Origin of the sequence: Erwinia billingiae Eb661, assembly GCF_000196615.1 — a bacterium.
Classification (GTDB): Bacteria; Pseudomonadota; Gammaproteobacteria; order Enterobacterales; family Enterobacteriaceae; genus Erwinia; species Erwinia billingiae.
Window position 1 is genome coordinate 509,224 of record NC_014306.1, and the last position, 26,663, is coordinate 535,886.

Consider the following 26,663-nt stretch of genomic DNA (forward strand, 5'->3'; position numbering starts at 1 on the left):
GTCATCCGGGTACGATCTGACGTATTACTCTGCGCCAGAAACGAAAAAAGCCTCGCTTTTCAGCAAGGCCTTATAAATATGGTGCCCGGACTCGGAATCGAACCAAGGACACGGGGATTTTCAATCCCCTGCTCTACCGACTGAGCTATCCGGGCAACGGGGCGCATTAAACCGTAAAGGCCGTCTGGCGTCAACGGCTTTGTCACAAAAAACCCGTAAAGCGCGACTGAGTGATTGCTTTTCAATCAGTCGGCGCGGTTTTTGCTCAGGCCAGCGCACCATTCTTACGACACAACGCAATGCTCAGCACATCCTCCGCCAGCGTGCGGGCCGTCACCACTTCCTGTACGTTCCGCGTCACCAACAGACGGCTGAGGCAGCCTTCAAGGATTAACTCCATCTGATGGGCAACCAGCGTGGGATTGTCGGTTTCCAGCGCGGACAACAAATCGTGCGTGTACTGCCAGGAGGCGCGTTTCTGGAAGTCAGCGACCTGATGGATGGGATGATCCGGCTGCGGATAAAAACTGCAGGCGGCAATAAACAAACAGCCAGGGTAACGGTGATTATTTACCGCATCTTCCAGCACCTGATAGCGCGCCATCAGCTTTTGTTCTGCATTCAGCGTCTCATCCAGCAACAGCTTACGTCGCCAGATATCTATCTGTTGGCTGTGATAACGCAGGGCGTCATACAGCAGCGCTTCGCGGTCTGGCCAGAAGCGTTGCAGATCCTCTAACTGGCAGTCCACCGCCTGCGCCATATCGGCGAAAGAAGTAGTGGCCGCCAGGCCTTTTTGCTCGAGTACGTTCAGCGCATGCTCGAGTACCTGTTCACGTTGCAAGTGACTCTCCTCTTGAATGCCCGTTTCGCGGTTCTTAACCGGGAAATCACGCCTTAGTGTCGTTTACTGCGCCAGTTTCTGCAAATGCTGCTGAAACGCGGCGGCATCCATAAAGCCGGTGACGCGAGAATGGGGGATCTCATGGCCGTTGGCATCGAAGAACAAAATGGTCGGCAAACCCAGCACCTGCAGCTGTTTCAGCAGCGCGCTATCCTGGGCATTGTTGGCCGTGACATCGGCCTGCAGCAGTTGGGTATGGCCCAAGGCATTTTGGACTTCAGGCTGACTGAAGGTGTATTTTTCGAACTCTTTGCAGGCCACACACCAGTCAGCGTAAAGGTCGACCATCGTGATACGCCCCTGCGCGTTTTGCAGCGCGTGGGAGAGCTGCTCGGTATCGCTAATCCGGGTGAAGTTCAGGTGCGCGATAGCCGCATTTTGACCGGGCGAAGCAAATGCCCAGTCCTGCAGCGGACGTGCTGCAACCAGCGCTGCTGCCAGCATCACGATTTGTCCCAGGCGCAGCCAGCCATTGTTCGACTTCAGACTGATAAAGGCCCAGCCAAAGAAGGCGACACCCAGCAGGCTCCATAACCGCAATCCCCACTGATCGCCAATCACGCGCTCCAGCAGAAATACCGGCAGGGCAAGGATCACAAAACCAAACCCTTCTTTAATGGTTTGCATCCAGGCACCGCTTTTCGGCAGCAGACGGTTGCCAAACACCGTCACGGCAATCAGCGGCAGCCCCATTCCCAGCGCGTAAAGATAGAGCGTACCTGCACCCGCCAGCATATTGCCGCTTTGGGCGATGTACAGCAGGATCGCGCTAAGCGGCGCCGTGGTGCACGGAGAGCAAATCAGTCCGGCCAGTGCCCCCATTAAAAACACCCCGGTCAGCGATCCGCCTTGTTGACGGTTGCTCCACAGCGCCAGACGGGTTTGTAGTGAGGAAGGGAGCTGCAGCGTGAACAGGCCAAACATCGACAATGCCAGCAGAATAAACAGCAGCGACAAGCCAATCAGAATCGCCGGGGCCTGCAGTGCCGCCTGAAAACGCAGGCCAGCGGCGGCCACGATCACGCCCATCACCGTGTAAGTCAGCGCCATTCCCTGCACGTAGACCATCGCCAGGGCGAACAAACGGCCCGCCGAATATTGGCGATTGCCGCCGAGAATAATGCCGGAAATCAGCGGGTACATTGGCAGCACGCAAGGGGTGAAAGCGACACCAATACCGATCAGCAGCGCCCACAGCGGCGAAAACGGCAGGTTTTCAGTCGGTGCGGTCTGCACGCTGACCGGTGCAGGTGTCGAAGCCGCTGCCTGAGAAGCCGGGGTGGCATCACCGGCCTTCACTTCATCCAGCGGCACGCTGCGTGTTTCCGGCGGATAGCAGAATCCCGCGGCGGCGCAGCCCTGATAGGTGACGCTTACCGTCGCCCCTTTATCCGCCTGCTGCAGGATTAAGGGCAGCGTCAGGCTTTCGGGGTAAATTTCGGTTTTACCGTAGAACTCATCTTCATGAGGTGTGCCCTCAGGCAGGGTAAAATCGGCGAGTTTTGCGCCGTTAGCCGAGATTTTGATCTGCTGGCGATAGAGGTAATAACCGGGTTTAACCTGCCAGCTCAGGGTCAGCGTGTTGGCTTGCTGATTGAAGTCAAAAGCAAAGGCCTGGTCAACCGTGCCGAAATGATTGCCGTTCTGTCCGAACAGCGAAGCCGCCGCATTCAGGCTGAACAGCGTTGTAAACAGAATAAAAATCAGTGTTGTAATGCGCTTAGACATAACGGTAACCACATTCTCCATGTTGGGCTGAGTCGGGCAGAGGACGCAAGCACGTCCGGCAGCGCTCTGACGGAGCTCAGAGGGGTATCCTCGGGGCGTGCAGACTATAACATGGCGTTACGGCAGGGAGTTTTTCAGGATGTAACCGGCGAAAGCAGGGCGGAATTCACTCCGCCCTTGTTCAGCGCGTGCCGGGGCCGTCTGTGGCTATAGAATCAGATGCCCAAAGATAAAGCCAAACAGCACGGACAGTGCAATGGCCAGCGTGCCCGGCACAATAAACGAGTGGTTAAAGACAAACTTGCCAATGCGCGTTGAACCGGTATCGTCCATTTCTACCGCTGCCAGCAGCGTAGGGTAGGTTGGCAAGACAAACAGCGCGGAGACGGCAGCGAACGATGCCACGGCGGTGATGGGCGAAACGCCGAGCATCAGCGCGGCAGGCATCAGGGCTTTGGTGGTCGCGGCCTGTGAGTAGAGAAGGGTGGAAGCAAAGAACAGGATCACTGCCAGCATCCACGGATAATCGGTCAGCAGATCGCCTGCCACCTGCTGGATCTCGCTAATGTGCGCTTTGACAAAGGTATCGCCGAGCCAGGCCACGCCCATCACGCAAATACAGGCGCTCATGCCGGATTTGAAGGTGCTGGCAGAAAGGATTTTGGCGGTATCCACTTTGCAGGTGAAGCAGATAATCGCCGCCACGGTCAGCATAAAGACCACAATCGCTTCATTACGCGGCAGCACCGGATGGGTAATCAGGCCAACCGTATCGCTGATGGCGGTGGCATACAGCACCACCGCAACAATGCCCAGCAGGAACAGCAGCACCGACAGTTTTGCGCCGGGTTTCGCTTCAAAAACGCCTGCGCCACGCAGCACCGTTTCGCCTTTCGCCAGCCGCTGTTGGTAAATGGCATCTTCCTTCAGCTCTTTGCCGAGGAAGTTGGTGATCAGCGCCGCGAGGAAAATGGCGATCATGGTTGAGGGGATGGAGACGGCAAGCAGCGCCAGATAGCTGATGCCTTTTGGCTCCAGAATCCCCGCCAGAAACACCACCGCCGCTGAAATTGGCGAGGCGGTAATGGCAATCTGCGAAGCGACCACCGCGATTGATAACGGACGGGAAGGGCGAACGCCTTGCTCTTTTGCCACTTCCGCTATCACCGGTAAGGTGGAAAATGCCGTGTGGCCGGTTCCCGCCAGCAGCGTCATAAAGTAGGTCACCAGCGGCGCGAGGAAGGTGATATAGCGGGGCTGCTTCCTTAACAGACGTTCCGCCAGGCTCACCAGGTAATCCATCCCTCCGGCGACCTGCATGGCGGCAATCGCGGCAATCACTCCCATAATGATTTCGATGACGTCGAAGGGAATGACGCCCGGCTTGATTTGGAAGCCCAGCGTTAAAATTAACATGCCCACACCGCCGGCAAAACCGATGCCAATGCCGCCCAGCCGCGCTCCCAGATAAATCGCCAACAGGACGACAAGTAACTCCGGCACAATCATGATCTGCTCCTTGGGTTTTTTTGATAACTAACCGTTAATAATTTGTAGGCTGTGCCATAAAAAAAGGCACGTCGTTCTGCGAACGCGCGTGCCTTAAAGGTCTGTCAGGTTAAGCTGTTATTGTTCATTTTCATCGGTATAGCGTTTGGCTTTGTATACCGGGAACATCAGGTTCTGCGTTGAGAAAATATCATCGAGTTCGGCTTCAGTCAGTAACCCGCGCTCCAGCACCACTTCCCGCACGCTTTTGCCCGTCTCGGCACAAATTTTGCCGACAATATCGCCGTTATGATGGCCGATGTACGGGTTGAGGTAGGTCACGATGCCGATCGAGTTGAAGACATAGGCCTCACACACCGCTTTGTTGGCAGTAATGCCGTTAACGCATTTTTCCAGCAGATTCGAACAGGCGTTGGTCAGAATATGCACCGACTCAAACAGGGCCTGGCCGATAACCGGTTCCATCACGTTCAACTGCAGCTGGCCTGCTTCAGACGCCATGGTCACGGTGACGTCATTGCCAATCACCTTGAAGCACACCTGGTTGACGACTTCTGGCACCACCGGGTTCACTTTGGCCGGCATGATAGAAGAACCGGCCTGCAATTCTGGCAGGTTGATTTCATTCAGCCCGGCACGCGGCCCGGATGAGAGCAGGCGCAGGTCATTACAGATTTTGGAGAGCTTGACCGCCAGGCGCTTCAGCGCGCTGTGTACCATCACGTAGGCACCGCAGTCTGAGGTCGCTTCAATCAGATCTTCTGCAGGAACGCAGGGCAGGTTACTGACTTCCGCTAACTTCTGTACCGCCAGCGCCTGATAGCCGTCCGGGGTGTTGAGGCGTGTGCCGATCGCCGTCGCGCCCAGATTCACTTCCAGCAGCAGTTCGCCGGTGCGCAGCAGGTTCTTGATCTCTTCATTCAGCAGCACGCTGTAGGCGTGGAATTCCTGACCGAGGGTCATTGGCACGGCATCCTGCAGCTGGGTACGGCCCATTTTCAGTATGGTTTCAAACTCCACGGCTTTGCGCTGGAAGCCTTCGCTTAACTGGCCGATAGCATCCAACAGCTTCAAAATAGAGGTATACACCGCGATACGAAAACCGGTTGGGTAGGCGTCATTGGTGGACTGGCACTTGTTGACGTGGTCATTCGGATTGAGGAACTGATAATCCCCTTTCTGATGGCCCATCAGCTCCAGACCAATATTGGCCAGCACTTCATTGGTGTTCATGTTGACCGAGGTGCCGGCACCGCCCTGATAGACATCAATCGGGAACTGGTCCATGCATTTGCCGTTATTCAGCACTTCATCACAGGCCTGAATAATGGTGTTCGCGATATGGCGGGGAATGGTCTGCAACTCTTTGTTGGCCATCGCGGCGGCTTTTTTCACCATCACCATGCCGCGGACAAACTCAGGGATATCGCTGATTTTACTGTTACTGATGTAGAAATTTTCAATCGCACGCAGAGTGTGAACACCGTAGTAAGCATCTGCCGGAACTTCACGCATACCTAACAGGTCTTCTTCGATACGAATGCTATTTGTCATGAGAACCTTCTTGTTTTTGCTACCGGATACACCCAATCATTCGGTGTAGATCATCACAATCAAAGTGAATCTTTGGTCATGAACAGCCTCGGCCGACATTTTATCCATTTGCGGTAGACTGAGCACGATCATATTCTGTTAAGGGCGAAAAGCCTGAATCCAGATCACTTAAATTGCGTTCATTTTCAGCCATCTTCGACACAGTGTGATGCGGGTCACATACCGCTGACCAACATGAATTTCGTATAAGGTAGTTGAAAAATGCTCTGTAAGAGCCCATTTCATTACTCTACGATCGTGACGATCCCTCTTTTTGCCGTCCCGCTGTGAGCGAGATGGCCCGGACAGACAGGAGACTGCGGTGCGCTGGTTACCGTTTTTAGTGCTATTTATTCTCGCCTGGATTGAGATCACCATTTTCATTCAGGTGGCCCACGTGATGGGCGTGCTGCTGACGCTGCTGCTGGTGGTGTTCAGCTCGTTGATCGGTATCTCTCTGGTCAAAAACCAGGGGATGAAAAACTTTATGCTGATGCAGCAGAAGCTGGCGGTGGGCGACAGCCCTGCCGCGGAGATGATCAAGAGCGTGTCGTTGATCATCGCCGGCTTCCTGCTGCTGCTGCCGGGTTTCTTCACCGATTTCCTCGGGTTGCTGCTGTTGCTGCCGCCGGTGCAAAAGCATCTGACGCTGAAGCTGATGCCGCATCTGAAAGTCTGGCGTGGTGCCGGCGCTGGCCCGGACAGTGGCTTCACCGTTGACGGTGAATTCGAGCGAAAAGACAGCAAACTGCTTGAACACGACGATCCAGAGGATCGCCGATAACTGAGCCGAAGGCGGGATTTCCCGCCTTTTTGCTTTTCAGGGGAAACGATTGCCTGTTATTTGCGCAGTTGGTTCGCAGAAGCGAAATTTTTATTTTTTTCCCCTTGAAAGCCCCTCCGCCAGGCCCTATCTCTTTCGTCACGAGGTCGGTGCCAGTGAAGCCCGGCGTTCATCCCAAAAACCTGATTGGACTTCTCAAAGGAGAGTTATCAATGAAAATTCGTCCATTGCACGACCGTGTTATCGTCAAGCGTAAAGAAGTGGAATCTAAATCAGCTGGCGGCATCGTGCTGACTGGCTCCGCAGCCGGTAAATCTACCCGTGGCGAAGTACTGGCTGTTGGCAATGGCCGTATCCTGGAAAGCGGCGATGTGAAACCGCTGGACGTGAAGGTTGGCGACGTCGTCATCTTCAGCGAAGGTTACGGTGCTAAAACTGAGAAAATCGACAACCAGGAAGTGCTGATCATTTCTGAAAGCGACATTCTGGCAATTGTTGAAGCGTAATTACGCGTAACTCACTGAACAAACGAATTTAAGGGATATTTTAAGATGGCAGCTAAAGACGTAAAATTCGGTAATGACGCACGCGTAAAAATGCTGCGTGGCGTTAACGTACTGGCAGATGCAGTAAAAGTTACCCTGGGCCCGAAAGGCCGTAACGTGGTTCTGGATAAATCTTTTGGTGCACCGACCATCACTAAAGATGGCGTATCTGTCGCACGTGAAATCGAACTGGAAGACAAGTTCGAAAACATGGGTGCTCAGATGGTGAAAGAAGTGGCCTCTAAAGCGAACGACGCTGCAGGCGACGGTACCACCACCGCAACCGTTCTGGCTCAGTCTATCGTTAACGAAGGTCTGAAAGCCGTTGCTGCGGGCATGAACCCAATGGATCTGAAGCGCGGAATCGACAAAGCGGTTATCCACGCTGTTGAAGAATTGAAAAAACTGTCTGTGCCTTGCTCTGATTCTAAAGCGATTGCTCAGGTGGGTACCATCTCTGCTAACTCCGATGAAACCGTGGGCGAACTGATTGCTCAGGCGATGGAAAAAGTCGGCAAAGAAGGCGTGATCACCGTTGAAGAAGGCACCGGCCTGCAGGACGAGCTGGACGTGGTTGAAGGTATGCAGTTTGACCGTGGCTACCTGTCCCCGTACTTCATCAACAAGCCAGAAACTGGCGCAGTAGAACTGGAAACTCCATTCATCCTGCTGGCTGACAAAAAAATCTCCAACATCCGTGAAATGCTGCCAGTTCTGGAAGCCGTGGCGAAAGCCGGCAAACCACTGCTGATCGTTGCTGAAGATGTTGAAGGCGAAGCGCTGGCTACGCTGGTGGTTAACACCATGCGCGGTATCGTGAAAGTTGCTGCGGTTAAAGCACCTGGTTTCGGCGACCGTCGTAAAGCTATGCTGCAGGACATCGCTGTGCTGACTGGCGGTACCGTCATCTCTGAAGAGATCGGTATGGAGCTGGAAAAAGCGACGCTGGAAGATCTGGGTCAGGCAAAACGCGTTGTGATCAGCAAAGACACCACCATCATCATCGATGGCGTTGGCGAAGAAGCAACTATCTCTGGGCGTGTTTCTCAGATCCGTCAGCAGATTGAAGAAGCGACCTCTGATTACGATCGTGAAAAACTGCAGGAGCGCGTAGCGAAACTGGCAGGCGGCGTTGCCGTTCTGAAAGTGGGCGCAGCCACTGAAGTTGAAATGAAAGAGAAGAAAGCGCGCGTTGAAGATGCCCTGCACGCGACCCGTGCTGCGGTTGAAGAAGGCGTGGTTGCAGGTGGTGGTGTTGCGCTGGTTCGCGTGGCGTCTAAACTGGGCGATCTGCGTGGCCAGAACGAAGACCAGAACGTGGGTATCAAAGTTGCGCTGCGCGCAATGGAATCTCCACTGCGTCAGATCGTTTCTAACGCCGGTGAAGAGCCTTCAGTTGTCACCAACAAAGTGAAAGCGGGCGAAGGTAACTACGGTTACAACGCACAGACTGAAGAATACGGCGACATGATCGACTTCGGTATCCTGGACCCAACTAAAGTGACCCGTTCTGCGCTGCAGTACGCGGCCTCTGTTGCCGGTCTGATGATCACCACCGAGTGCATGATCACCGACCTGCCGAAAGGCGACACCCCTGACTTAGGCGGTGGCGGTATGGGTGGTATGGGCGGCATGGGCGGCATGATGTAATGCCTGCCGGCTGGCTATAACGCTCCCCGTCGTCTTTGACGGGAAGGGCAGCCTCCTGAAAAACCCCCGTTTTATAACGGGGGTTTTTCTTTTTGGGGGGAAGATAGTAAAGTTATGGCGCAAGCAGTAGCCCGAACAAGGATTTATCTGTGTTGGGCAACGGAAGCTTCACCAAGGTTGTCGATTTCCGGTACGCTCAGAACTGATTCTGATGATGATAATAATGGGGATTTAAAATGCGGATTAAGGTCTTGCTGGGACTTTCAGTAGCGACTGCGCTGCTGGCAGGCTGTAGCAGCAGTTCTAACACCCTGAGTGCTGCGGGTGAGCGCGTCAGCTTCACCGACCAGCAACCAGCCAAAGAGTGCCAGCTGCTGGGCAACCTGACCGGCGAACAGAGCAACTGGTTGAGCGGTGCAGGCGGCGGCGAAAGCAGCTCGCTGCGTGGCGCGGCCAACGATCTGCGCAACCGTGCGGCAGAAATGGGCGGCAACACCATTTACGGTGCAACCAGCCCAACACAGAATATCTGGTCAAGCTTTGCCCCGCTGGACAGCAAAATGAGCGGCCAGGTGTATAAGTGCCCTTAACCGTTTGTGGAAAGCCTCTGTCGTCTGGGCCGCGTTATCGCTGCCGGTAGAGTGTTTAAAGCAGATAAGAAAGCGGGGAGGATCGATGATCCTCCCCGCTGTTGTTTTCAGGATGGGCTTAAACCTGTCTTAGCTGTAAATCGAGCGGCGTTTTACTCGGTTCTCCGCCAATTTCACGGGCCAGTTTCGGCACCATATAGCCGGAAACGTTGGCCAACAGTTCCCGCATAATCGCCCTGGCATCGTCATCCGACACGTAGAAATGCGCCGCACCCTGTACTTTATCCAGCACATGCAGGTAATAAGGCAGCACGCCGGCATCAAACAGCGCGTTGCTGAGCGTCGCCAGCGTGGTCGCATCGTCGTTGATATTGCGCAGCAAAACGCTCTGGTTAAGCAGTGTCACGCCCGCGCTCTTCAGCAGTTGCAACGCGTCCCGCAGCGCGTCATCAATCTCCTGGGCGTGATTAATGTGCGTCACCATCAGCACCTGCAACCGCGACTGCGCCAGGCGCTGGCAGAGCGTGCGGGTGATGCGGCTGGGGATTACCACTGGTAAACGGCTGTGGATGCGCAGGCGTTTCAGGTGGGGGATCTGCTCCAGTTCGCCGATCAGCCAGTCCAGTTCGCTGTCTTTTGCCATCAACGGATCGCCACCGGAGAAAATAATCTCATCCAGTTCTGGCTGCTCTCGGATATACTCCAGGGCTTGCTGCCAGTTGCGCTTGTTTCCCTGGTTATCCTGGTAGGGGAAATGGCGGCGGAAACAGTAGCGGCAGTTAACCGCACAGCCGCCTTTGACCAGCAACAGCGCACGATTGCGATATTTATGTAACAGACCCGGCACCACGCTGCTCTGCTCATCGAGCGGGTCAGTACTGTAACCCGGAGCATCAACAAACTCCTGGCTGGCGGTGATTACCTGCAGCAGGAGCGGATCTTGTGGATCGCCTTTTTGCATTCTGGACGCGAAGGCCCGTGGGACGCGCAGGGCAAACAGACGTCGGGCATCACTGCCGGCCGTCAGCTCCGGGTGCGAATCGAGGCCTAAAAGTTGCAGTAATTCATTTGGGTCGGTGATTACATCCGCAAGTTGATGCAACCATTCTTCTCGCGAAGGGGTTTTTAGGGTTACAATGTGTGCCATTTTTTTGGCTTAGTACCAGTATTAAATTGTAGAGGGCCTTTATGGCGACTTATTCTAGCAACGATTTCCGTCCCGGTCTTAAAATCATGTTCGAAGGCGAACCTTACGCTATCGAATCGAGCGAGTTCGTTAAACCAGGTAAAGGTCAGGCTTTTGCACGCGTTAAAATGCGTCGCCTGCTGACCGGTACCCGCGTTGAGAAAACGTTCAAATCTACCGACTCCGCTGAAGGCGCAGACGTTGTAGATACTAACCTCAACTACCTGTACAACGACGGTGAGTTTTACCACTTCATGCACCCGGAAACCTTCGAACAGCACCCTGTTGAAGAGAAGACCGTGGGCGATGCCGCTAAATGGCTGCTGGATAACGCAGAATGTATCGTAACCCTGTGGAACGGTAAGCCGATCCAGGTGTTGCCACCAAACTTCGTTGAACTGGAAATCACTGATACCGACCCAGGCCTGAAAGGCGACACTGCGGGTACTGGCGGCAAGCCAGCCACGCTGTCTACCGGTGCCGTGGTGAAAGTGCCTCTGTTCGTGCAGATTGGCGAAGTGATCCGTGTGGATACCCGTTCAGGCGAATACGTTTCTCGCGTGAAATAAGCCCGATGAAGTGGGCCTGACTGTCAGGCCCTTTTCTTTAACGATGTGAGCTGAATCAGATGATGAAGTGGTTAAAACTCATTGCTGTCGCAGTGCTTATGACCAGTGCGCTCAGCGCCTGCAATACCTTCCACGGTTTTGGTGAGGATGTTCAACACCTCGGCGGTGCTATCTCACACGCAGCCAACTAGTCTCTCTTCGCAAAAAATGTCCTTTTGCTACCTGCCTCAATAGCATGTGGTTAAATTACGGCTATGCTTAATTCGCTGTACTTTACTTCACGCTAAAAGGACATTCTCATGTTAAAGAAAAGTATTATTTCAATTCTTTCTGTACTGGTGCTCTCTTCGGTGCTCACAGCTTGTAATACCACGCGTGGCGTGGGTGAAGACGTGTCAGCCGGTGGCCAGGCGATTCAAAAAAGCGCTCAGTAATTACGGTGCCGGTGCTCCCGCACCGGCCTCATTGTTTACTTCCCCTGGTTCACCCAAATCAGCTTGCTGACATCAAAGCCATTCTCACGGGCCTTCGCTAACAACGACGCTTTGACCTGATCCGAAATCTGCGGCGTGCGGGAAAGGATCCACAGATAGTCCCGGTTCGGGCCGCTCACCAGCGAATACTGATAGTCGTTATCCAGCGCAATCACGTTGTATCCGCCATAGAACGGGCCAAAGAAGGAGACCTTCAGGGCTGCGCGGCTCTGTGGTCCGGTAAAGTAGGCTTTACCTTCACTCTGCTGCCAGCGCTGCTTCTCGACGTTATAACCGCGATTAATGACCTTCAGACCGCCATCATCACGCTTGCTGTAGGTGGCGGTGACATGATCGAGCCCACGTTCAAACGAGTGATCCAGCCTGGCGATTTCATACCAGTCACCCAGATAAAGATCGGCATTAAAGCCTTCGACTGGCGTCACGCCCTTGGGCGGCGTGGTGCTACAGGCAACGGAGAGCAGGGCGACGGTGCCGGCAACCAGATTTTTCCACAGAGACATAGGCTATTCCTTTACGATTGAATAGCTTGAGTATAGAGGAAGTTTAGGCGGCAGGGTTGCCGCCTGTGGATTACAGGGTGATCACCCCAATTGCCGTTACTACGGTGAGGATCGCCGCCAGCCCATAGAACAGCCATTTCGCGGCGGGAACGTGCAGGCGAATGTCGTGCATGCCGTGATGAAGACGGTGAAGCGCGCACCACACCGGCATCACGATGGTCAGAAACAGGAACAGACGGCCGGGCAGGGTTTGTGCGGCCTGCAGCAGGTGCGTATAGCTGAGCCCCCGCTCCGTGCCGATGCCCAACGGAAGGAGGATGCCAGCCAGCAGCACCACCACCGGCGAGACGATCGCCGCCCACATCCCTCCGGCACCAAACAGCCCCCAGAACACCGGTTCATCTGAACGCATGGCCTTATTTTTCACAGCGACTCCTTAATAAGCAGTGCCCATGTCAGCAGGATCAGGCTGACCACCACCATCGCCAGCCACAGTCCTTTAATCACCGGGGCGGGAGACATTTTTTTGCCCCCCAATACGATGACCTGAGCTTTGGGTGCCAGCTCAAACCAGGTTTTGCTGTGCAGCAAGGCGGCGGCCAGCGCGACGATATTGATCAGCAGCATGATAGGATGTTGTAAGACTGCGACGAACGCCTGCCAGCTCTGCTCGCCATTCTTCAACGCAAACAGCCCGAAAATCATCTCCAGGCTGAACCACAGCGCCGGCAATGCCGTGGCTTCGCGCAGCATGTAAAAACGGTAATAGCCAGACTTCTGCCACCAGTTAGCGGTCATCGGGCGATGGAAGGGTTTCCGTTTGGTTGTCATTTCTGGGCTCCCTACTGCGGTCTGAGGGTGGTGATAAGGTAATCCTGGGCGCTTGCCACTTTGCTTTGCTGGATCGCCGCCGCAGGATCGACATGTTTCGGGCAGACCTCCGAGCAGAAACCGACAAAGGTGCAGGGCCATACGCCGTTATCGCCGTTGAGCGTCGGCATTCGCTGCGCCTTGCCTTGATCGCGGCTGTCCAGGTTGTAGCGATGTGCCAGGGTGATGGCCGCCGGCCCAATAAATTCCGGGTTAAGGCCAAACTGCGGGCAGGCGGCGTAACACAGGCCGCAGTTGATGCAGCCGGAGAACTGATGATATTTGGCCATCTGAGTCGGCGTTTGCCGCTGAGGGCCGCGATCGGCATTCCGTGCATTACCGATGATCCACGGTTTTACCGCCTCCAGGCTTTCGATAAAGCGGCTCATATCCACAACCAAATCGCGCTCAACCGGGAAGTGGGCCAGCGGTTCGACCAGCAGGCCGTCGGGGTAATGACGCAGAAAGGTTTTGCAGGCCAGTTTCGGGATGCCATTGACCATCATGCCGCAGGAGCCACATATTGCCATGCGGCAGGACCAGCGGTAGGACAGGTCAAACGCCAGGTTATCTTTAATAAATCCCAGTGCATCGAGCAGAGAAGTCTGGTCATCCCAGGGCACGTCGAAGATCTCATGACGCGGCACCCTGTCGGACTCCGGGTTATAACGCTGAACGGTGATTTTACAGCGAGCGAGTTCACTCATGGACGGCCTCCTTACCTTCAGACTCGGCACCGTAGACGCGTTTCGCCGGCGGCAGCCGGGTAATCTTAACGTCATCCCAGCTGATTTCAGGTGCGCCGTCAGGGCGATAAAAACTCAGGGAGTGTTTCAGATACTGCGCGTCATTGCGGGTGGTACAGCCTTCATCCAGCCGCTGATGCGCACCGCGAGACTCTTTGCGCTGGATCGCGGCGTGCGCCATACATTCGGCGACGTTCAGGCCGTGCGCCAGCTCGATGCTGTACAGCAGTTGGGTATTGAAGACGCTGGAGGTATCGCTGATGTGCAGATGCTTACAGCGCTCTTGCAGCTCGGCCAGTTTGTCGATGGTTTTCTGCATCAGCTCTGGCGTGCGGTAAATCCCGCAGCCTTCTTCCATCGCCAGCCCCATCTCATCGCGCAGCTCAGACCAGGTCTCTTTGCCCTGTTGATTGACCAGCCCATGCAGGCGTTTTTCACAGTCCCGAGCCTGGGCCTGCAAGGCGCTGGCGGGTTTTTTGTGAACCTGTACCGCATGTCTTGCGGCACTTTCCCCGGCAAGCCTGCCGAATACCGCCAGTTCAGCCAGCGAGTTAGACCCGAGGCGATTGGCACCATGCAGGCCGACCGACGAGCATTCCCCGACGGCGAACAGACCGGCGATGCGCGTCTCACACTGCGCATTGGTTTCAATCCCGCCCATGGTGTAGTGCGCGGTGGGCCGCACCGGGATCGGCGCCTGAGCCGGATCGACGCCGATATAGGCTTTACTCAGCTCACAGATAAACGGCAGGCGTTCAAGCAGCTTCTTCTGACCCAAGTGGCGTAAATCCAGATGCACCACATCACCGCGCGGCGTGGCGATGGTGCGTCCTTTCCGCCACTCATGCCAAAAGGCCTGCGAAACCTTGTCGCGTGGGCCAAGCTCCATATATTTATTCTTCGGCTGGCCCAGCGGCGTTTCCGGTCCCATGCCGTAGTCCTGCAGGTAGCGATAGCCGTCCTTATTGACCATGATGCCGCCTTCGCCCCGACAGCCTTCGGTCATCAGGATCCCCGATCCGGGCAGGCCGGTGGGATGGTATTGCACAAACTCCATATCCCTCAACGGCACGCCATGGCGCAGCGCCATGCCCATGCCATCCCCGGTCACGATGCCGCCATTGGTGTTGTAGCGATAAACCCTGGCGGCGCCGCCGGTTGCCAGCACCACCGCACCGGCATGAATATGGACCAGCGTCCCTTCCATCATATTCATCGCCACCACGCCGCGCGCTTCGCCTTCATCAACCAGCAGATCCAACACGAAGTGCTCGTCAAAGCGCTGGATTTGCGGGTATTTCAGCGAGGTTTGAAACAACGTGTGCAGCATATGGAAGCCGGTTTTATCTGCGGCAAACCAGGTGCGCTTAATCTTCATGCCGCCGAAGCGACGCACGTTGATGGTGCCATCGTCGCGGCGGCTCCACGGGCAGCCCCACAACTCCAGCTGGGTCATTTCCCGTGGGCAATGCTCAACAAAATAGTCGACCACATCCTGCTCGCACAGCCAGTCTCCGCCTGAAACGGTGTCCTGAAAATGGAGATCGAAACTATCGTGGGACTGCGTCACCGCGGCGGATCCGCCTTCGGCGGCAACGGTGTGGCTGCGCATCGGATAGACTTTAGAGACCAGCGCAATAGTCAGGGTGGGATTTGCTTCAGCGGCGGCAATGGCAGCGCGGAGTCCAGCTCCGCCAGCGCCGACGATGACCAGATCGGCAGTACAGGTTTGCACGGTGTTCTCCCTGTCAAAATGTCAGAAGAGGGGAAAAGAGAGGGAAATCCTCACTTTTTCCAGGGAGAACAGTATAAAACTGGGCATCAGCGCTAAACTTGATGTGCTCGGGTATTAGTATGAGAAATAAACAGAAAAAGCGGGATCTGAGCAACGTTTTTCGCCATTCAGATCGGCATATGGGCGGTGAAATCCGGCAAAGAGAGGAATTTCCCGCGGCAAATTTGTGTGTTTATCTCCGTACGGGTAGACTGCTTCACCCTGTCTGATGAGGAGTAGAAACAATGAGCGATACGGCCAGCTGGCTGCCTGGCGCTTCGATAAGCAATTTACTGAAGCGTGCGGCAATTATGGCGGAAATTCGGCGATTTTTTGCCGATCGTGGGGTATTGGAAGTGGAAACCCCGGCGATGAGCCAGGCCACGGTGACCGATGTTCATCTGGTTCCTTTTCAGACGCGTTTTGTCGGCCCGGGTGCCGCACAGGGGCTTGACCTCTATCTGATGACCAGCCCTGAGTACCATATGAAGCGCCTGCTGGCGGCGGGAAGTGGACCGATCTTCCAGCTCTGCCGCAGCTTCCGTAATGAGGAAGCCGGACGTCACCATAATCCTGAATTCACCATGCTGGAGTGGTATCGCCCGCATTACGATATGTACCGGCTGATGAACGAGGTCGATGACCTGTTACAGCAGGTGCTGGAATGCGCACCGGCCGAAACGCTCTCGTATCAGCAGGCGTTTATCCGCCATCTTGAAATGGATCCGCTGTCGGCGGATAAAACGCAGATGCGTGAAGTGGCGGAAAAACTGGGCGTGGGCGATTTGGCTAACCGCGAAGAAGACCGCGACACCTTATTGCAGCTGCTGTTTATGATGGGTGTGGAGCCGCAAATCGGGAAAGATAAGCCGGCGTTTGTGTATCACTTCCCGGCCAGCCAGGCGTCTCTGGCGGAGATCAGCACCGAAGATCACCGCGTGGCGGAGCGCTTTGAGGTCTACTTTAAGGGGATTGAGTTAGCGAATGGTTTCCGCGAGCTGACCGACAGCCGTGAGCAGAAGCAACGCTTTGACCAGGATAACCGCAAGCGAGCGGCGAGCGGTCTGCCTCAGCAGCCGATCGATACCAACCTGCTGGATGCGCTTGCGCACGGCATGCCAGATTGTTCCGGCGTGGCGTTAGGCGTCGATCGTATCGTGATGCTGGCGCTGAAAGCCGACTCCCTGAGTGAGGTGATCGCCTTCCCGGTCGATCGCTGCTAAACCCTTCCCAGAGGCGGCGGTCTGCCGCCTCTGCTGCCTTACAATCCGCCTGATTTATAGGCTCTTACCGCCGGTGCGCCATTCTGCGCGGGCGTCTTGCGTCCAATGGTTTCCATGCGCACCTGGAAAGGTGGGAACGGCATTTCCAGCCCGTGTTCCTGATATCCCCGCAGGATCAGCTGGTGCAGTTCATGGCGCAGCGGCATACGGTGACCCATTTCTGCGGCGTGAATACGCAGCTCAAACAGCTGGATCCCCTGCTGCAGATCGACCAGATAGGCTTCCGGCGGTGGCGTTTCCAGCACGTACTGACAGCGTTTTGCCGCGGTGAGCAGCACGTTGGTCACTTCTTCACTGTTGGCTTCGGCAGAGGCCGGGATGGTCAGCACCACGCGCGTCACCGAATCGGACAGCGACCAGTTAATAAATTGCTCGGTGATAAAGGCCTTATTCGGCACGATAATCTCCTTGCGGTCCCAGTCGGTAATGGTGGTGGCTCGGGTGTTGATTTTGGTGATGCTGCCGGTCAAATCGCGGATGGTGACGGTATCGCCAATACGGATCGGCTTCTCGAACAAAATAATCAGACCGGAGATAAAGTTGGCGAAAATCTCCTGCAAACCAAACCCTAATCCGACACCCAGTGCGGCAACCAGCCACTGCAACTTCGACCAGTCGACGCCAATCATCGAGAACCCGGCCAGCCCGCCGACAAAAATCAGCACGTATTTGGTCAGCGTGGTGATTGCATAGCCGGTGCCTGGCGTCAGGCTCAGGTGCTGCAACAGCGCCAGTTCCAGCAGCGCCGGCATATTGCGCACCAGCTGGGTGGTGATAATCAGCACCAGAATGGCAATCAGCACCGATCCCAGCGTGATCGGCTGCAGGCTTTCAACGCCCTGCACGGTGGTGCTGGCATCCCACAGATGGATGTTTTCGAGGAAGCCGAATGCCGAGTGGATCTCGGACCACAGCACAATCACCGAAATCAGCGCAACCAGCGTCAGAATTGAACGTACCAGTCGCAGAGACTGCGCGCTGATAGCATCCAGATCGATCACCGGCTCTTCCACTTCAAGCGTATCGGAGTTGCTCTGATGTGCGACCGCTTCCTCTTCGCCTTTCGCACGTTGGGCGAGGATCTCAGCACGGCGATTTCGCGCACGGTCAAAGGCAATACGGCGACGCTGAATCAGCATCCAGCGGCGGATAATGTGGTAAATCACCAGCAGCAGGAACCAGATGGCGACGGAGGTTTCCAGCCTGGCCAGCAGCGCCTGCGACGTCGCCAGATAACCAATGCATGACGCCAGCGCAGCAAACAATGGAATGCAGATCATCAGATTCCACAGCAGCTTGTTGATCAGGTTGTCACCGCTGCCTTCTTTGTCCAGATGCAGCGGGATCCCGGCACGCTTCAGGCTGATGGTCACCAGGCTTATCGCGCCACAAATCAGGATAAAACAGAGCCTTCCCAGCGTGGCGGAGAACTGCCGGTCTTCCAGATTATCGAAGCTTATCAGCAGCATAATCAGGGGAACCACCAGACCGATGCACAACGAGTAGAAGCGCATCGCGCGGGCCACGCGGGCCTGAGGCCAGCGGAAGTGGATAATGAACAATCCCTGCGGACGGGCAAACGCCGCGCTGATCATAAACACCCACAGCAGCGGCACGGTGGCCGTTATGCCATCGCCAATCGCTACCGCGATAGGGTACGGCCAGGCGTGTTGCAGGCCATAACCCAGCGCCATCCACAGCACCGGCAAGGGCACGGCCACCAGAATCGACCAGAACACCGTCCGCATGGTCAGGCCGAAACGATCCTGCGTGACTTTGCCGACCTTGCTGGCCGAGCGGGTCATAAAATCACGGTAATGGCGGCGCGAGCTGAGGCTAAAGCCAACCAGCAGCACGGCTCCAATAATCGGGATAACGGTTTCGCGGCTGGTAAACATCATCACCATCGCGCCGCCAAGCTGACCGAGCGTATCCAGCGACAGCAGGCTTTTCAGATCCCGCGCCAGATCCATCGGGAAATTCAGGCTTAAGGCATTAACATCCGCGGTCCAGAACAGGTAGCGGTGGGTCGCCTCTTTCACTTCATTCAGCGCATCTTCCAGCTGACCATTTGCCACCTTCAGCTTGGTCACTTCGAGGATCAGGTTGTCACAGCCTGACAGCAGCGAACTGATCAGCTCGCGCTGGGTTTTGATTTGCGCATCCAGAATGCGTTTCTGTTCCGCGGTGAGCGGCGTGCCGTCATCCTGTTTAATCTGCAACAGCTGCTGCTGACGTTCGAGAAGGTCTTCATAGCGCAGCCGTTGCACCCGCAGTTCGCCCATCTCATTATCAAGCTGCTGCGGTTTCGGCATATCAGGAAGGCGTGCAACCTGCGCGCGCAGTGCCTCGCCCAGCACGTTAGAGACGCCCAGCCACTGCGACTGCTCGCGGATGGTGCTCAGCGCCTGACGCACCTGAATGGTCTGGTTATTGGCGGTGCGTTGCTGCGAGGCCACCAGGTCCATACGCTGGGCCTGCTGATTGAGGTCATTGGACAGTTCGCGGTTGACCCGGAACTGTTTGTCGAGATTCTTCGGCAGATCGCCGCTGTTCTCCGCCAGTTGCTCGGTGCGCTCAAGGGCGATTTCGGCTTCGCGCTGACGACGGCTGTTGAGCTGGTTACGTAAGTCCTGCAGATAGGCATCGAGCTGTGCGGCTTTACGCTGGTGAAGTTCACCGCGCATTCTTGCCAGCTCCTGACGATTGTTGGCCGACAGCTGAGCCAGTTCCAGCTCATCGACTTTGGCTTTCTGCGCTGCCGATTCCGCCTGACGGGAAGCCAGCTGTGCCTGGGCTAACGGCGTGGTGGCGGAAGGCTGTCCTTGCAGACGGCGTTCAATGTCGTTTAGCGCCCGGCGGGCTTCGGTTTGTTGTTGCGGAAGTTGCGCCAGTGAATCACTGATCTCCCGGGCGCGATCCTGTTCCTGCTGGGCCTGGCGACCTTCTTCAATCAGCTGGCTGCTGACCTGCAGGATCTCCTGGTCGAGTTCAGGGGCCGTCATGGTATTGCTGATGGTTTTCGGGTTATCCGTCAGCGCGGCGATCTGCTGGCGCAGATCGCGTGAAAGTTTCGGAAAACCATCGATAACCTGCTGATAGGCATCTGAATTGGCCTGAGATTTTTGCATCTCATCAAGCCAGTTCAGCGTCGCCTGCAGCGCGTCTATCGTTTCCGCCTGATTCGGCGTGGTCTTGTCCGACTTAACGTCCTCAAGCTGCTGCTTGATTTGAGCATTATCCGGGGCGCTGGCGCCCCAGGCGGGCTGGAGGAGCATCCAGCCGAACAAAATTGGGAGGATCAGGCGTAACATAGGTGTCTGCTATGGGTGGTGTAAAACTTCTTCCGCACTGGTTTTCTGCAGTGCGATGGCGAGCGTCTGACCCAGGCGCGTTTTGGTCTCTGGCGTCAGGCTTTCGGCCAGTTTTACTCTGTCTTTCGCAAACAGGTTAATCACCGTTGAACCCAGCTTAAAGCGGCCCATTTCCTGGCCCTTCAACAGCACCACCGATCCTTCAGCGTCGGCACCCGGCCAGCTCCAGCGCTTGATCACGCCTTCACGCGGTGGGGTGACCGTGCCAGCCCAGACGGTTTCGATGCTGCCAACGATAGTGGCACCGACAAGAATCTGCGCCATCGCGCCAAATTCGGTATCAAACAGGCAGATCACGCGCTCGTTACGGGCGAACAGGTTAGGGATGTTCTGTGCCGTCAGCGGGTTAACGGAATAGAGATCGCCAGGCACATAAATCATCTCGCGCAGGATGCCATTACACGGCATATGCACGCGGTGATAATCCCGTGGTGCCAGGTACGTGGTGATGAATTCACCATCCCGGAACAGGTCGGCCATGGCGGTATTTCCGGCCAGCAGCGCTTCCAGTGAGTAAGTGTGACCTTTCGCCTGGAAAATCTGATCGCCTTCGATATGACCTAACTGGCTCACCGCGCCATCGGCAGGCAGTACCAACAGGTTAGGATCGGTCTCAATCGGACGCGCTTCGTCACGCAATGGGCGCACGAAGAAGTCGTTGAAGGTGCGATAGCTCGCCGTATCTGATTTCTGCGCCTCTTTCATATCGACTTTATAGAACCAGACAAACGCATCGATAACCGCTTTAGTGAGCCAGCCCGCGCGCTTACCTGCGCCCCAGCCAGCCAGTTCAGTCAGGCCTTTTTTAGGCAAAATGTTATTCAGGCCGAGTTTAAAACGATCCAACACAGTAGCCTCCTGGCTTGATCAGACAAATAGAGAAACGGGGCGGATTGTAGCAGCGCCCTGGTGATTAGGCTATGGCGCCTGCCTGCGGTATGCAGGCAGGCCAGTATTAGTTACTGTTTTCTGAGAAAGATCGCCGGGTTTTCAACTGCATATCCTCCATGCTGTCCAGAATCCGGTGGTAGCTTTCAAAGCGGGCAGCATCGATCTTGCCGTTTTCGACTGCTTCACGCAGCGCACATCCCGGATCGTTGTCATGCTTACAGTCGCGGAATTTGCAGTGGCCCAGAAACTCACGGAATTCGACAAATCCACGGGTGATTTGTTCCGGCTCAAGATGCCATAAACCGAATTCCCTGACGCCAGGGGAGTCAATCACATCGCCGCCCTGCGGGAAGTGGTACAAACGGGAAGCGGTGGTGGTGTGCTGGCCGAGACCGGAGACGTCAGAGACATCGTTGGTCAGGATCTCATTGGCACCCAATTCCAGCCCCAGCAGGGTGTTCAGCAAGCTGGACTTGCCGACGCCCGACTGGCCCGCAAAGATGCTGATACGCCCAATCAGTGCGGCCTGCAGCTCTTCCAGACCGTTCTTTTGATGGCTGGAGACCATCAGCACGCGATAACCAATGCGGCGGTAAATCTCCATCTGCTTATCAACAAACTTGCGGCCTGCATCATCCAGCAGGTCGGTTTTGTTCAGCACCAGTAAGGGCTCGACATCCAGCGTCTCGCTGGCGATCAAATAGCGGTCGATAATATTCAGTGATAATTCGGGCAGGATCGCAGAAACAATCACGATCTGGTTGAGGTTGGCTGCAATCGGCTTCACGCCATCGTAAAAATCGGGGCGAGTCAGGACCGAGGTGCGTTCATGAACGGCCTCGACAATCCCTTTAACGGTGGCACTGCCTTCGACACCTGGACGCCACAGCACGCGGTCACCGGTGACCAGCGAGCGAATGGTGCGACGGATGTTACAGCGGTGCACTGAACCATCCGCATCTTCCACATCGGCGTGCATACCAAAACGGCTAATGACCACACCGTCCCGCGCATCGCCAAACAGGCTGTCATCGGGCTCGGGTTTATCCGCGCGTTTAAGACGGCGGTCGTGGTTAGCGCTGACGCGACGTTGCTGACCTTTGGACAGTTTGTTTTTACTCACTCTTCCTCACACGGCTTGGCAGGCTTCGCCCTGACAGGGCAAAACGTTTATGATACACCCTAATGTTTGATGATATAAGCCACGGTGAGGATCCCTATGACCGCAAATGCCAGTAACCTGATTTGGATTGACTTAGAAATGACCGGGCTGGACCCGGAACAGGACCGCATTATTGAGATTGCGACCCTGGTGACCGACGCCGATCTGAATATTCTGGCGGAAGGGCCAGTCTTCGCGGTGCATCAGTCCGATGCGCAGCTGGCACTGATGGATGAGTGGAACGTGAATACGCACACCAACAGCGGCCTGGTCGAACGCGTGAAGGCCAGTCAGTATGACGATCGTGCGGCAGAACAGGCGACAATTGAGTTTCTGAAAAAGTGGGTGCCGGAAAACAGTTCGCCAATTTGTGGCAACAGCATCGGCCAGGATCGTCGATTCCTGTTCAAGTACATGCCTGAACTGGAAGCCTACTTCCACTATCGCTACCTGGACGTCAGCACGCTGAAAGAGCTGGCGCGCCGCTGGAAACCAGGCATTCTGCCGGGCTTTAAGAAGCAGGGCACGCATCAGGCAATGGATGATATCCGTGAATCGGTGGCGGAACTGGCGTATTACCGCGAGCATTTTATCCAGTTGTAAACCCTGCAACCTGTTGCTGCTGATTAAATTGCCACTTTGCCGATTTAATCAGCAATCAGACCGAAAGCAGAAAATTTTTGTATTTTCAGTCTTGCAGCAGGTCTGTTTTCTCGTATAATGCGCACCCCGTACCGAGAGAGTTTTTTACTCGTTACGCAGAGCGGGAATAGCTCAGTTGGTAGAGCACGACCTTGCCAAGGTCGGGGTCGCGAGTTCGAGTCTCGTTTCCCGCTCCAAAGTTTTTTGCAGTAATGTACCAGGTATCTTAAGCGGGAATAGCTCAGTTGGTAGAGCACGACCTTGCCAAGGTCGGGGTCGCGAGTTCGAGTCTCGTTTCCCGCTCCAAACGTTTTGCAGTCATATACCAAGTATCTTATGCGGGAATAGCTCAGTTGGTAGAGCACGACCTTGCCAAGGTCGGGGTCGCGAGTTCGAGTCTCGTTTCCCGCTCCAAATCTTCATTCTTCTCATTATATCCAGATGATGTTATCCACAGCGATAACCCAGCAGCGCTTCGTTGCATTTGCTCATCACAAAAAGTTCTTTAACAGAGTTATCCACAGGCGACGTATCTGTCATCAATTGGTCATCTTTGCGCACAGTTGTTGAGAATTCGTGTAACTTACTGTTTTTACGCTTTATAATAATATTTCAAATTGTTATCTGGATCGCTTGTGCTTTCTGTGACTCTTGAATGACAACAACTTTTTATTTTTATGCACAGCGTGTGGAAAACCTTCTACGGCAGAAAATAATCGCGCATTGTTCACTTATGCATCGCGTGGTAACCCTTTTTCTACCGCTCTCACCAGCCGTTTCTGCTGTCCCTGAATTTCGACCGCATGTTCGCTGCGATTCGCCAGTTGGCGGGCCAGCGCCCAGTTGATATGTTCATCCAGCATCGCGTTCTCTCCCTGACGGGCTTCCAGTGCCGCCACATTGTCGGCCGACCACGGCGCATTGCCGAGGGCCACCGCCACATTGCGCAACCAGCGAAGATGACCAATACGGCGGATGGCGGAACCCTCGGTTACCCGTAAAAATTTGGCCTCATCCCAGGCAAATAGCTCGTTGAGCGGCGGGGCATGCAGCACCGCGCGGGGACTAAAATCATCTTCGTCAGTCAGCTGTCCATAACGGTTCCACGGGCAAATCAGCTGACAGTCATCACAACCGTAAATCCTGTTACCGATCAGCGGCCTGAACTCTTCCGGGATCGCGCCCTCCAACTCGATGGTCAGATAAGAAATGCAGCGCCTGGCGTCGACCGTGTAGGGCTCGACAATGGCGCCGGTAGGGCAGATGGTCATGCAGGCTACGCAGCGGCCGCATTGTTCTTCCTGCGGTTGGTCGACGGGCAGCGGCAGATCAATCAGTAGTTCGCCCAGGAAAAACCACGAACCGGCCTCGCGGTTAAGGACCAGCGAATGCTTGCCCGTCCAGCCCAGCCCCGCTTTGACGGCAATGGGCCTTTCGAGGATCGGCGCAGAGTCGACAAACGGGCGAAACTGCACTTCTTCACAGCGCGCACGGATCAAGTCTCCGAGCTTTTTCAGGCGATTGCGCAATACTTTGTGGTAATCCCGCCCGAGGGCATAGCGACTGACATAACCCAGTTGGGGATTTTTTAAGGTGCTGGCGAAAGCCGCTTTGGCAGGAAGATAGTTCATCCGCACGCTAATCACCCTGAGCGTGCCGGGCAACAATTCATGGGGACGTGCGCGCATCATGCCATGACGTGCCATCCATTCCATCTCGCCATGGTATTGCTTGTCCAGCCAGGCCTGCAGGCGCGGTTCTTCCGCGCTTAAATCGGTATCGCAGATACCGACCTGTTGGAAGCCGAGTTCCTGCCCCCAGCGTTTGATATCGAGGGCAAGTTGATGGAGATCGAGAGGAAGCGACATGACAAACCTGAATAAACAAAGTAACCCCACCAGTTTACCCTATTCTGTCTGGCCTGTAGAGGCGATGGCGCGTCTGGAGCGTGAAGCGGCTGATGCGTTGGGCATCACGCTGTTTGAACTGATGCAGCGCGCGGGCGACGCGGCATTTGCCCAACTCCGCGCGCTCTGGCCTGACGCGCAGCACTGGCTGATACTCTGCGGACACGGCAATAACGGCGGCGATGGGTTTATCGTCGCGCGGCTGGCGCAGTCGGCCGGGTTAACGGTGACGGTGATTGCCTGCGAAGGCAGCAAGCCGTTGCCCGAAGAAGCCGATCAGGCGCGTGATGCCTGGCTGGCGGCGGGTGGGGTGATCCACGATCCGTCTTATGTCTGGCCTGACGGTATCGAGGTGATTGTTGATGCCCTGTTGGGCACCGGCCTGAACCGGGCCCCGAACGCGCCTTATGCCGATCTGATTGAGCAGGCAAACGGCCATGCGGCGCCGGTTTTTGCGGTCGATATCCCGTCTGGGTTAGTGGCCGCTAACGGTACAGCGCCAGGCGCCGTTATCGCCGCCAGCCACACGCTGACGTTTATTGCCCTGAAACCCGGCTTACTGACCGGTAAAGCCCGCGATTACACCGGCCAGCTGCATTTTCATGCCCTGAGCCTGGATGCCTGGCTGTCACAACAGCAGGCACCGATGGCCCGCTTTGATGCTTCTTCACTTTCTGGCTGGCTGAAACCGCGTAAACCCACCTCGCACAAAGGCGATCATGGCTCGCTGGCGATTATTGGCGGCGATCACGGCACCGCCGGGGCGATTCGTATGACCGGGGAGGCCGCACTGCGCGCCGGTGCTGGATTAGTGCGAGTGCTTACTCACAAAGACAACATTACGCCGTTGCTGACCGCCAGACCCGAACTGATGGTGCAGGAGCTGAGCGACAACGCCGTGGATCAGGCGCTGGAATGGGCGGATGTGATTGTCATCGGTCCGGGGCTCGGCCAGGGCGAATGGGGTAAAAAAGCGTTACAAAAGGTGGAAAACTCTCAGAAACCGATGCTTTGGGACGCAGATGCGCTTAACCTGCTGGCAATCAGTCCCGATAAACGTCAAAATCGGATCCTTACGCCTCACCCTGGCGAAGCGGCGCGTTTGCTGAACTGTAAGACCAGCGAAATTGAGAGTGACCGCTTACATTCAGCCAGAGAGTTGGTGAAACGCTACGGCGGCGTGGTGGTGCTGAAAGGCGCCGGCACAATCATCGCCAGCGAGGCAGGCGAAATGGCGTTTGCCGATGTCGGCAACGCAGGCATGGCGTCGGGCGGGATGGGCGATGTGCTTTCAGGGATCATCGGCAGTCTGTTAGGGCAAAAGCTCTCATTGTATGATGCCGCCTGTGCAGGATGCGTCGCGCATGGCGCAGCGGCTGAAGCCGTTTCAGCGCGCGTCGGTACGCGCGGCATGCTGGCTACCGATCTATTTTCCGAACTTTATCTGTTTGTTAATCCAGAGATCCTGAATAAAAAAGAATGAAGACCTGTGTAATTGCACTGTCCGACGAGGCAGCAACCCTCACTTTAGGTGCCAGCCTGGCACGCGCCTGTCATGGCGCGGCCATGATCTACCTGTTTGGCGATCTCGGCGCGGGAAAAACCACCTTCAGCCGCGGTTTCCTGCAGGCGTTGGGGCATCAGGGGAACGTTAAAAGCCCCACCTATACTCTGGTAGAACCTTACAGTCTGCCCGATCGCCAGGTCTATCATTTCGATCTATACCGCCTTGCCGACCCCGAAGAACTCGAATTCATGGGGATCCGCGACTATTTTGGCGGTGACAGCGTGTGCCTGGTTGAGTGGCCACAACAAGGCGCGGGCTTCCTGCCCGTTCCGGACATTGAACTGCACCTGAGCTATCAGGGAACGGCGCGTCAGGCGGAGTTGAAAGCCTGCTCAGCGGCGGGAGAAATGATGATTCAGCAGGTCGCTATGGAAAAGGGTTGTTCATGAGGT

Annotated in this window: 25 protein-coding genes and 4 tRNA genes; 14 read left to right on the forward strand and 15 right to left on the reverse strand. The window is 55.7% G+C overall.

Annotated features, from left to right (window positions below; genetic code table 11):
• Positions 1 to 79 precede the first annotated feature (79 nt).
• From EBC_RS03655 to aspA, 5 genes are all read right to left on the reverse strand, one after another.
• Positions 80 to 155 (reverse strand) — tRNA-Phe (locus EBC_RS03655).
• Positions 156 to 265: 110 nt separating this feature from the next.
• Positions 266 to 844: a division control transcriptional repressor DicD gene (dicD, locus tag EBC_RS03660; protein WP_013200462.1), complete on the reverse strand. Its 579-nt coding sequence runs from the start codon at positions 842 to 844 to the stop codon at positions 266 to 268.
• 63 nt (positions 845 to 907) lie between these two features.
• On the reverse strand, positions 908 to 2,632 hold the full coding sequence (locus EBC_RS03665) for a protein-disulfide reductase DsbD (RefSeq protein WP_013200463.1): 1,725 nt from the start codon (positions 2,630 to 2,632) through the stop codon (positions 908 to 910).
• A 207-nt stretch (positions 2,633 to 2,839) separates the two neighbouring features.
• Entirely contained in the window at positions 2,840 to 4,141 is a 1,302-nt protein-coding gene (locus EBC_RS03670; RefSeq protein ID WP_013200464.1) for an anaerobic C4-dicarboxylate transporter, read from the reverse strand.
• Between the two features lie 117 nt (positions 4,142 to 4,258).
• Positions 4,259 to 5,695 carry an aspartate ammonia-lyase gene (aspA, locus tag EBC_RS03675; protein ID WP_013200465.1) on the reverse strand — a complete coding sequence of 479 codons (1,437 nt, stop codon included), beginning with the start codon at positions 5,693 to 5,695 and terminating at the stop codon, positions 4,259 to 4,261.
• 361 nt (positions 5,696 to 6,056) lie between these two features.
• Here aspA and EBC_RS03680 point away from each other — a divergent pair, with 361 nt between their 5' ends.
• The 4 genes from EBC_RS03680 (at position 6,057) to EBC_RS03695 (ending at position 9,303) form a co-directional block, all read left to right on the forward strand.
• Positions 6,057 to 6,518 carry an FxsA family protein gene (locus tag EBC_RS03680; protein ID WP_013200466.1) on the forward strand — a complete coding sequence of 154 codons (462 nt, stop codon included), beginning with the start codon at positions 6,057 to 6,059 and terminating at the stop codon, positions 6,516 to 6,518.
• Positions 6,519 to 6,730: 212 nt separating this feature from the next.
• On the forward strand, positions 6,731 to 7,024 hold the full coding sequence (locus tag EBC_RS03685; RefSeq protein WP_012442682.1) for a co-chaperone GroES: 294 nt from the start codon (positions 6,731 to 6,733) through the stop codon (positions 7,022 to 7,024).
• Between the two features lie 45 nt (positions 7,025 to 7,069).
• On the forward strand, positions 7,070 to 8,713 hold the full coding sequence (gene groL, locus EBC_RS03690; RefSeq protein ID WP_013200467.1) for a chaperonin GroEL: 1,644 nt from the start codon (positions 7,070 to 7,072) through the stop codon (positions 8,711 to 8,713).
• A gap of 236 nt (positions 8,714 to 8,949) precedes the next feature.
• Positions 8,950 to 9,303 (forward strand): DUF4156 domain-containing protein, encoded by a 354-nt coding sequence (locus EBC_RS03695; RefSeq protein ID WP_013200468.1) that lies wholly within the window; start codon positions 8,950 to 8,952, stop codon positions 9,301 to 9,303.
• A 118-nt stretch (positions 9,304 to 9,421) separates the two neighbouring features.
• Here EBC_RS03695 and epmB read toward each other — a convergent pair whose 3' ends face one another.
• On the reverse strand, positions 9,422 to 10,450 hold the full coding sequence (epmB, locus tag EBC_RS03700) for an EF-P beta-lysylation protein EpmB (RefSeq protein ID WP_013200469.1): 1,029 nt from the start codon (positions 10,448 to 10,450) through the stop codon (positions 9,422 to 9,424).
• A 41-nt stretch (positions 10,451 to 10,491) separates the two neighbouring features.
• Between epmB and efp the strand changes: the two genes are divergently transcribed.
• The 3 genes from efp (at position 10,492) to EBC_RS03710 (ending at position 11,492) form a co-directional block, all read left to right on the forward strand.
• On the forward strand, positions 10,492 to 11,058 hold the full coding sequence (gene efp / locus EBC_RS03705; RefSeq protein WP_013200470.1) for an elongation factor P: 567 nt from the start codon (positions 10,492 to 10,494) through the stop codon (positions 11,056 to 11,058).
• Between the two features lie 59 nt (positions 11,059 to 11,117).
• Complete coding sequence (locus tag EBC_RS24965) at positions 11,118 to 11,249, forward strand: entericidin A/B family lipoprotein (protein WP_034891515.1); 132 nt, start codon at positions 11,118 to 11,120, stop codon at positions 11,247 to 11,249.
• A 108-nt stretch (positions 11,250 to 11,357) separates the two neighbouring features.
• Positions 11,358 to 11,492 (forward strand): entericidin A/B family lipoprotein, encoded by a 135-nt coding sequence (locus tag EBC_RS03710; protein WP_013200472.1) that lies wholly within the window; start codon positions 11,358 to 11,360, stop codon positions 11,490 to 11,492.
• A 35-nt stretch (positions 11,493 to 11,527) separates the two neighbouring features.
• Here the strand turns inward: EBC_RS03710 and EBC_RS03715 are convergent, their stop codons facing one another.
• From EBC_RS03715 to frdA, 5 genes are all read right to left on the reverse strand, one after another.
• The gene (locus tag EBC_RS03715; RefSeq protein WP_013200473.1) at positions 11,528 to 12,055 is read right to left on the reverse strand and encodes a lipocalin family protein; all 528 of its coding nucleotides are present in this window, start codon (positions 12,053 to 12,055) and stop codon (positions 11,528 to 11,530) included.
• Between the two features lie 70 nt (positions 12,056 to 12,125).
• Positions 12,126 to 12,467 (reverse strand): fumarate reductase subunit FrdD, encoded by a 342-nt coding sequence (gene frdD / locus EBC_RS03720; RefSeq protein ID WP_041692197.1) that lies wholly within the window; start codon positions 12,465 to 12,467, stop codon positions 12,126 to 12,128.
• Positions 12,468 to 12,478: 11 nt separating this feature from the next.
• Positions 12,479 to 12,886: a fumarate reductase subunit FrdC gene (gene frdC / locus EBC_RS03725; protein WP_013200475.1), complete on the reverse strand. Its 408-nt coding sequence runs from the start codon at positions 12,884 to 12,886 to the stop codon at positions 12,479 to 12,481.
• An 11-nt stretch (positions 12,887 to 12,897) separates the two neighbouring features.
• Entirely contained in the window at positions 12,898 to 13,632 is a 735-nt protein-coding gene (locus EBC_RS03730; RefSeq protein ID WP_013200476.1) for a succinate dehydrogenase/fumarate reductase iron-sulfur subunit, read from the reverse strand.
• Positions 13,625 to 15,406: a fumarate reductase (quinol) flavoprotein subunit gene (gene frdA, locus EBC_RS03735; RefSeq protein ID WP_013200477.1), complete on the reverse strand. Its 1,782-nt coding sequence runs from the start codon at positions 15,404 to 15,406 to the stop codon at positions 13,625 to 13,627. Before frdA ends, EBC_RS03730 begins: the two co-directional genes overlap by 8 nt.
• Before the next feature lie 284 nt (positions 15,407 to 15,690).
• Here frdA and epmA point away from each other — a divergent pair, with 284 nt between their 5' ends.
• A complete protein-coding gene (gene epmA / locus EBC_RS03740) occupies positions 15,691 to 16,668 on the forward strand; it encodes an elongation factor P--(R)-beta-lysine ligase (RefSeq protein ID WP_013200478.1) in 978 nt (325 codons plus the stop codon).
• A gap of 38 nt (positions 16,669 to 16,706) precedes the next feature.
• Here the strand turns inward: epmA and mscM are convergent, their stop codons facing one another.
• The 3 genes from mscM to rsgA form a co-directional block, all read right to left on the reverse strand.
• Positions 16,707 to 20,042 carry a miniconductance mechanosensitive channel MscM gene (gene mscM, locus EBC_RS03745; protein WP_013200479.1) on the reverse strand — a complete coding sequence of 1,112 codons (3,336 nt, stop codon included), beginning with the start codon at positions 20,040 to 20,042 and terminating at the stop codon, positions 16,707 to 16,709.
• Between the two features lie 9 nt (positions 20,043 to 20,051).
• Positions 20,052 to 20,951 carry an archaetidylserine decarboxylase gene (gene asd / locus EBC_RS03750; protein ID WP_013200480.1) on the reverse strand — a complete coding sequence of 300 codons (900 nt, stop codon included), beginning with the start codon at positions 20,949 to 20,951 and terminating at the stop codon, positions 20,052 to 20,054.
• A 106-nt stretch (positions 20,952 to 21,057) separates the two neighbouring features.
• Positions 21,058 to 22,116, reverse strand: coding sequence for a small ribosomal subunit biogenesis GTPase RsgA (gene rsgA, locus EBC_RS03755; RefSeq protein WP_013200481.1), 1,059 nt, complete (start codon positions 22,114 to 22,116; stop codon positions 21,058 to 21,060).
• A gap of 96 nt (positions 22,117 to 22,212) precedes the next feature.
• Between rsgA and orn the strand changes: the two genes are divergently transcribed.
• The 4 genes from orn to EBC_RS03775 all read left to right on the forward strand — a co-directional run bounded on the left by orn (position 22,213) and on the right by EBC_RS03775 (position 23,211).
• Positions 22,213 to 22,758, forward strand: coding sequence for an oligoribonuclease (gene orn, locus EBC_RS03760; protein WP_013200482.1), 546 nt, complete (start codon positions 22,213 to 22,215; stop codon positions 22,756 to 22,758).
• Between the two features lie 160 nt (positions 22,759 to 22,918).
• Positions 22,919 to 22,994, forward strand: a tRNA-Gly gene (locus EBC_RS03765).
• Positions 22,995 to 23,027: 33 nt separating this feature from the next.
• Positions 23,028 to 23,103 (forward strand) — tRNA-Gly (locus EBC_RS03770).
• 32 nt (positions 23,104 to 23,135) lie between these two features.
• Positions 23,136 to 23,211 (forward strand) — tRNA-Gly (locus tag EBC_RS03775).
• Between the two features lie 317 nt (positions 23,212 to 23,528).
• Here EBC_RS03775 and queG read toward each other — a convergent pair.
• Positions 23,529 to 24,665: a tRNA epoxyqueuosine(34) reductase QueG gene (queG, locus tag EBC_RS03780; RefSeq protein WP_013200483.1), complete on the reverse strand. Its 1,137-nt coding sequence runs from the start codon at positions 24,663 to 24,665 to the stop codon at positions 23,529 to 23,531.
• On the opposite strand from queG, the gene nnr reads away from it, so the two are divergent.
• Positions 24,664 to 26,187 carry a bifunctional ADP-dependent NAD(P)H-hydrate dehydratase/NAD(P)H-hydrate epimerase gene (gene nnr, locus EBC_RS03785; RefSeq protein WP_013200484.1) on the forward strand — a complete coding sequence of 508 codons (1,524 nt, stop codon included), beginning with the start codon at positions 24,664 to 24,666 and terminating at the stop codon, positions 26,185 to 26,187. The two genes, queG and nnr, sit on opposite strands and share 2 nt — an antisense overlap.
• Entirely contained in the window at positions 26,184 to 26,660 is a 477-nt protein-coding gene (gene tsaE / locus EBC_RS03790) for a tRNA (adenosine(37)-N6)-threonylcarbamoyltransferase complex ATPase subunit type 1 TsaE (RefSeq protein ID WP_013200485.1), read from the forward strand. Before nnr ends, tsaE begins: the two co-directional genes overlap by 4 nt.
• Positions 26,661 to 26,663: the final 3 nt, after the last annotated feature.

What these genes read in the sequence shown, in the direction of transcription:
- EBC_RS03665 (WP_013200463.1), bottom strand. Translation starts at nt 2,632, where the DNA reads ATGTCTAAGCGCATTACAACACTGATTTTTATTCTGTTTACAACGCTG.
- EBC_RS03670 (WP_013200464.1), bottom strand. Translation starts at nt 4,141, where the DNA reads ATGATTGTGCCGGAGTTACTTGTCGTCCTGTTGGCGATTTATCTGGGA.
- aspA (WP_013200465.1), bottom strand. Translation starts at nt 5,695, where the DNA reads ATGACAAATAGCATTCGTATCGAAGAAGACCTGTTAGGTATGCGTGAA.
- EBC_RS03685 (WP_012442682.1), top strand. Translation starts at nt 6,731, where the DNA reads ATGAAAATTCGTCCATTGCACGACCGTGTTATCGTCAAGCGTAAAGAA.
- groL (WP_013200467.1), top strand. Translation starts at nt 7,070, where the DNA reads ATGGCAGCTAAAGACGTAAAATTCGGTAATGACGCACGCGTAAAAATG.
- EBC_RS03695 (WP_013200468.1), top strand. Translation starts at nt 8,950, where the DNA reads ATGCGGATTAAGGTCTTGCTGGGACTTTCAGTAGCGACTGCGCTGCTG.
- epmB (WP_013200469.1), bottom strand. Translation starts at nt 10,450, where the DNA reads ATGGCACACATTGTAACCCTAAAAACCCCTTCGCGAGAAGAATGGTTG.
- efp (WP_013200470.1), top strand. Translation starts at nt 10,492, where the DNA reads ATGGCGACTTATTCTAGCAACGATTTCCGTCCCGGTCTTAAAATCATG.
- EBC_RS24965 (WP_034891515.1), top strand. Translation starts at nt 11,118, where the DNA reads ATGATGAAGTGGTTAAAACTCATTGCTGTCGCAGTGCTTATGACCAGT.
- EBC_RS03710 (WP_013200472.1), top strand. Translation starts at nt 11,358, where the DNA reads ATGTTAAAGAAAAGTATTATTTCAATTCTTTCTGTACTGGTGCTCTCT.
- EBC_RS03715 (WP_013200473.1), bottom strand. Translation starts at nt 12,055, where the DNA reads ATGTCTCTGTGGAAAAATCTGGTTGCCGGCACCGTCGCCCTGCTCTCC.
- frdD (WP_041692197.1), bottom strand. Translation starts at nt 12,467, where the DNA reads ATGCGTTCAGATGAACCGGTGTTCTGGGGGCTGTTTGGTGCCGGAGGG.
- frdC (WP_013200475.1), bottom strand. Translation starts at nt 12,886, where the DNA reads ATGACAACCAAACGGAAACCCTTCCATCGCCCGATGACCGCTAACTGG.
- EBC_RS03730 (WP_013200476.1), bottom strand. Translation starts at nt 13,632, where the DNA reads ATGAGTGAACTCGCTCGCTGTAAAATCACCGTTCAGCGTTATAACCCG.
- epmA (WP_013200478.1), top strand. Translation starts at nt 15,691, where the DNA reads ATGAGCGATACGGCCAGCTGGCTGCCTGGCGCTTCGATAAGCAATTTA.
- mscM (WP_013200479.1), bottom strand. Translation starts at nt 20,042, where the DNA reads ATGTTACGCCTGATCCTCCCAATTTTGTTCGGCTGGATGCTCCTCCAG.
- orn (WP_013200482.1), top strand. Translation starts at nt 22,213, where the DNA reads ATGACCGCAAATGCCAGTAACCTGATTTGGATTGACTTAGAAATGACC.
- nnr (WP_013200484.1), top strand. Translation starts at nt 24,664, where the DNA reads ATGACAAACCTGAATAAACAAAGTAACCCCACCAGTTTACCCTATTCT.
- queG (WP_013200483.1), bottom strand. Translation starts at nt 24,665, where the DNA reads ATGTCGCTTCCTCTCGATCTCCATCAACTTGCCCTCGATATCAAACGC.
- tsaE (WP_013200485.1), top strand. Translation starts at nt 26,184, where the DNA reads ATGAAGACCTGTGTAATTGCACTGTCCGACGAGGCAGCAACCCTCACT.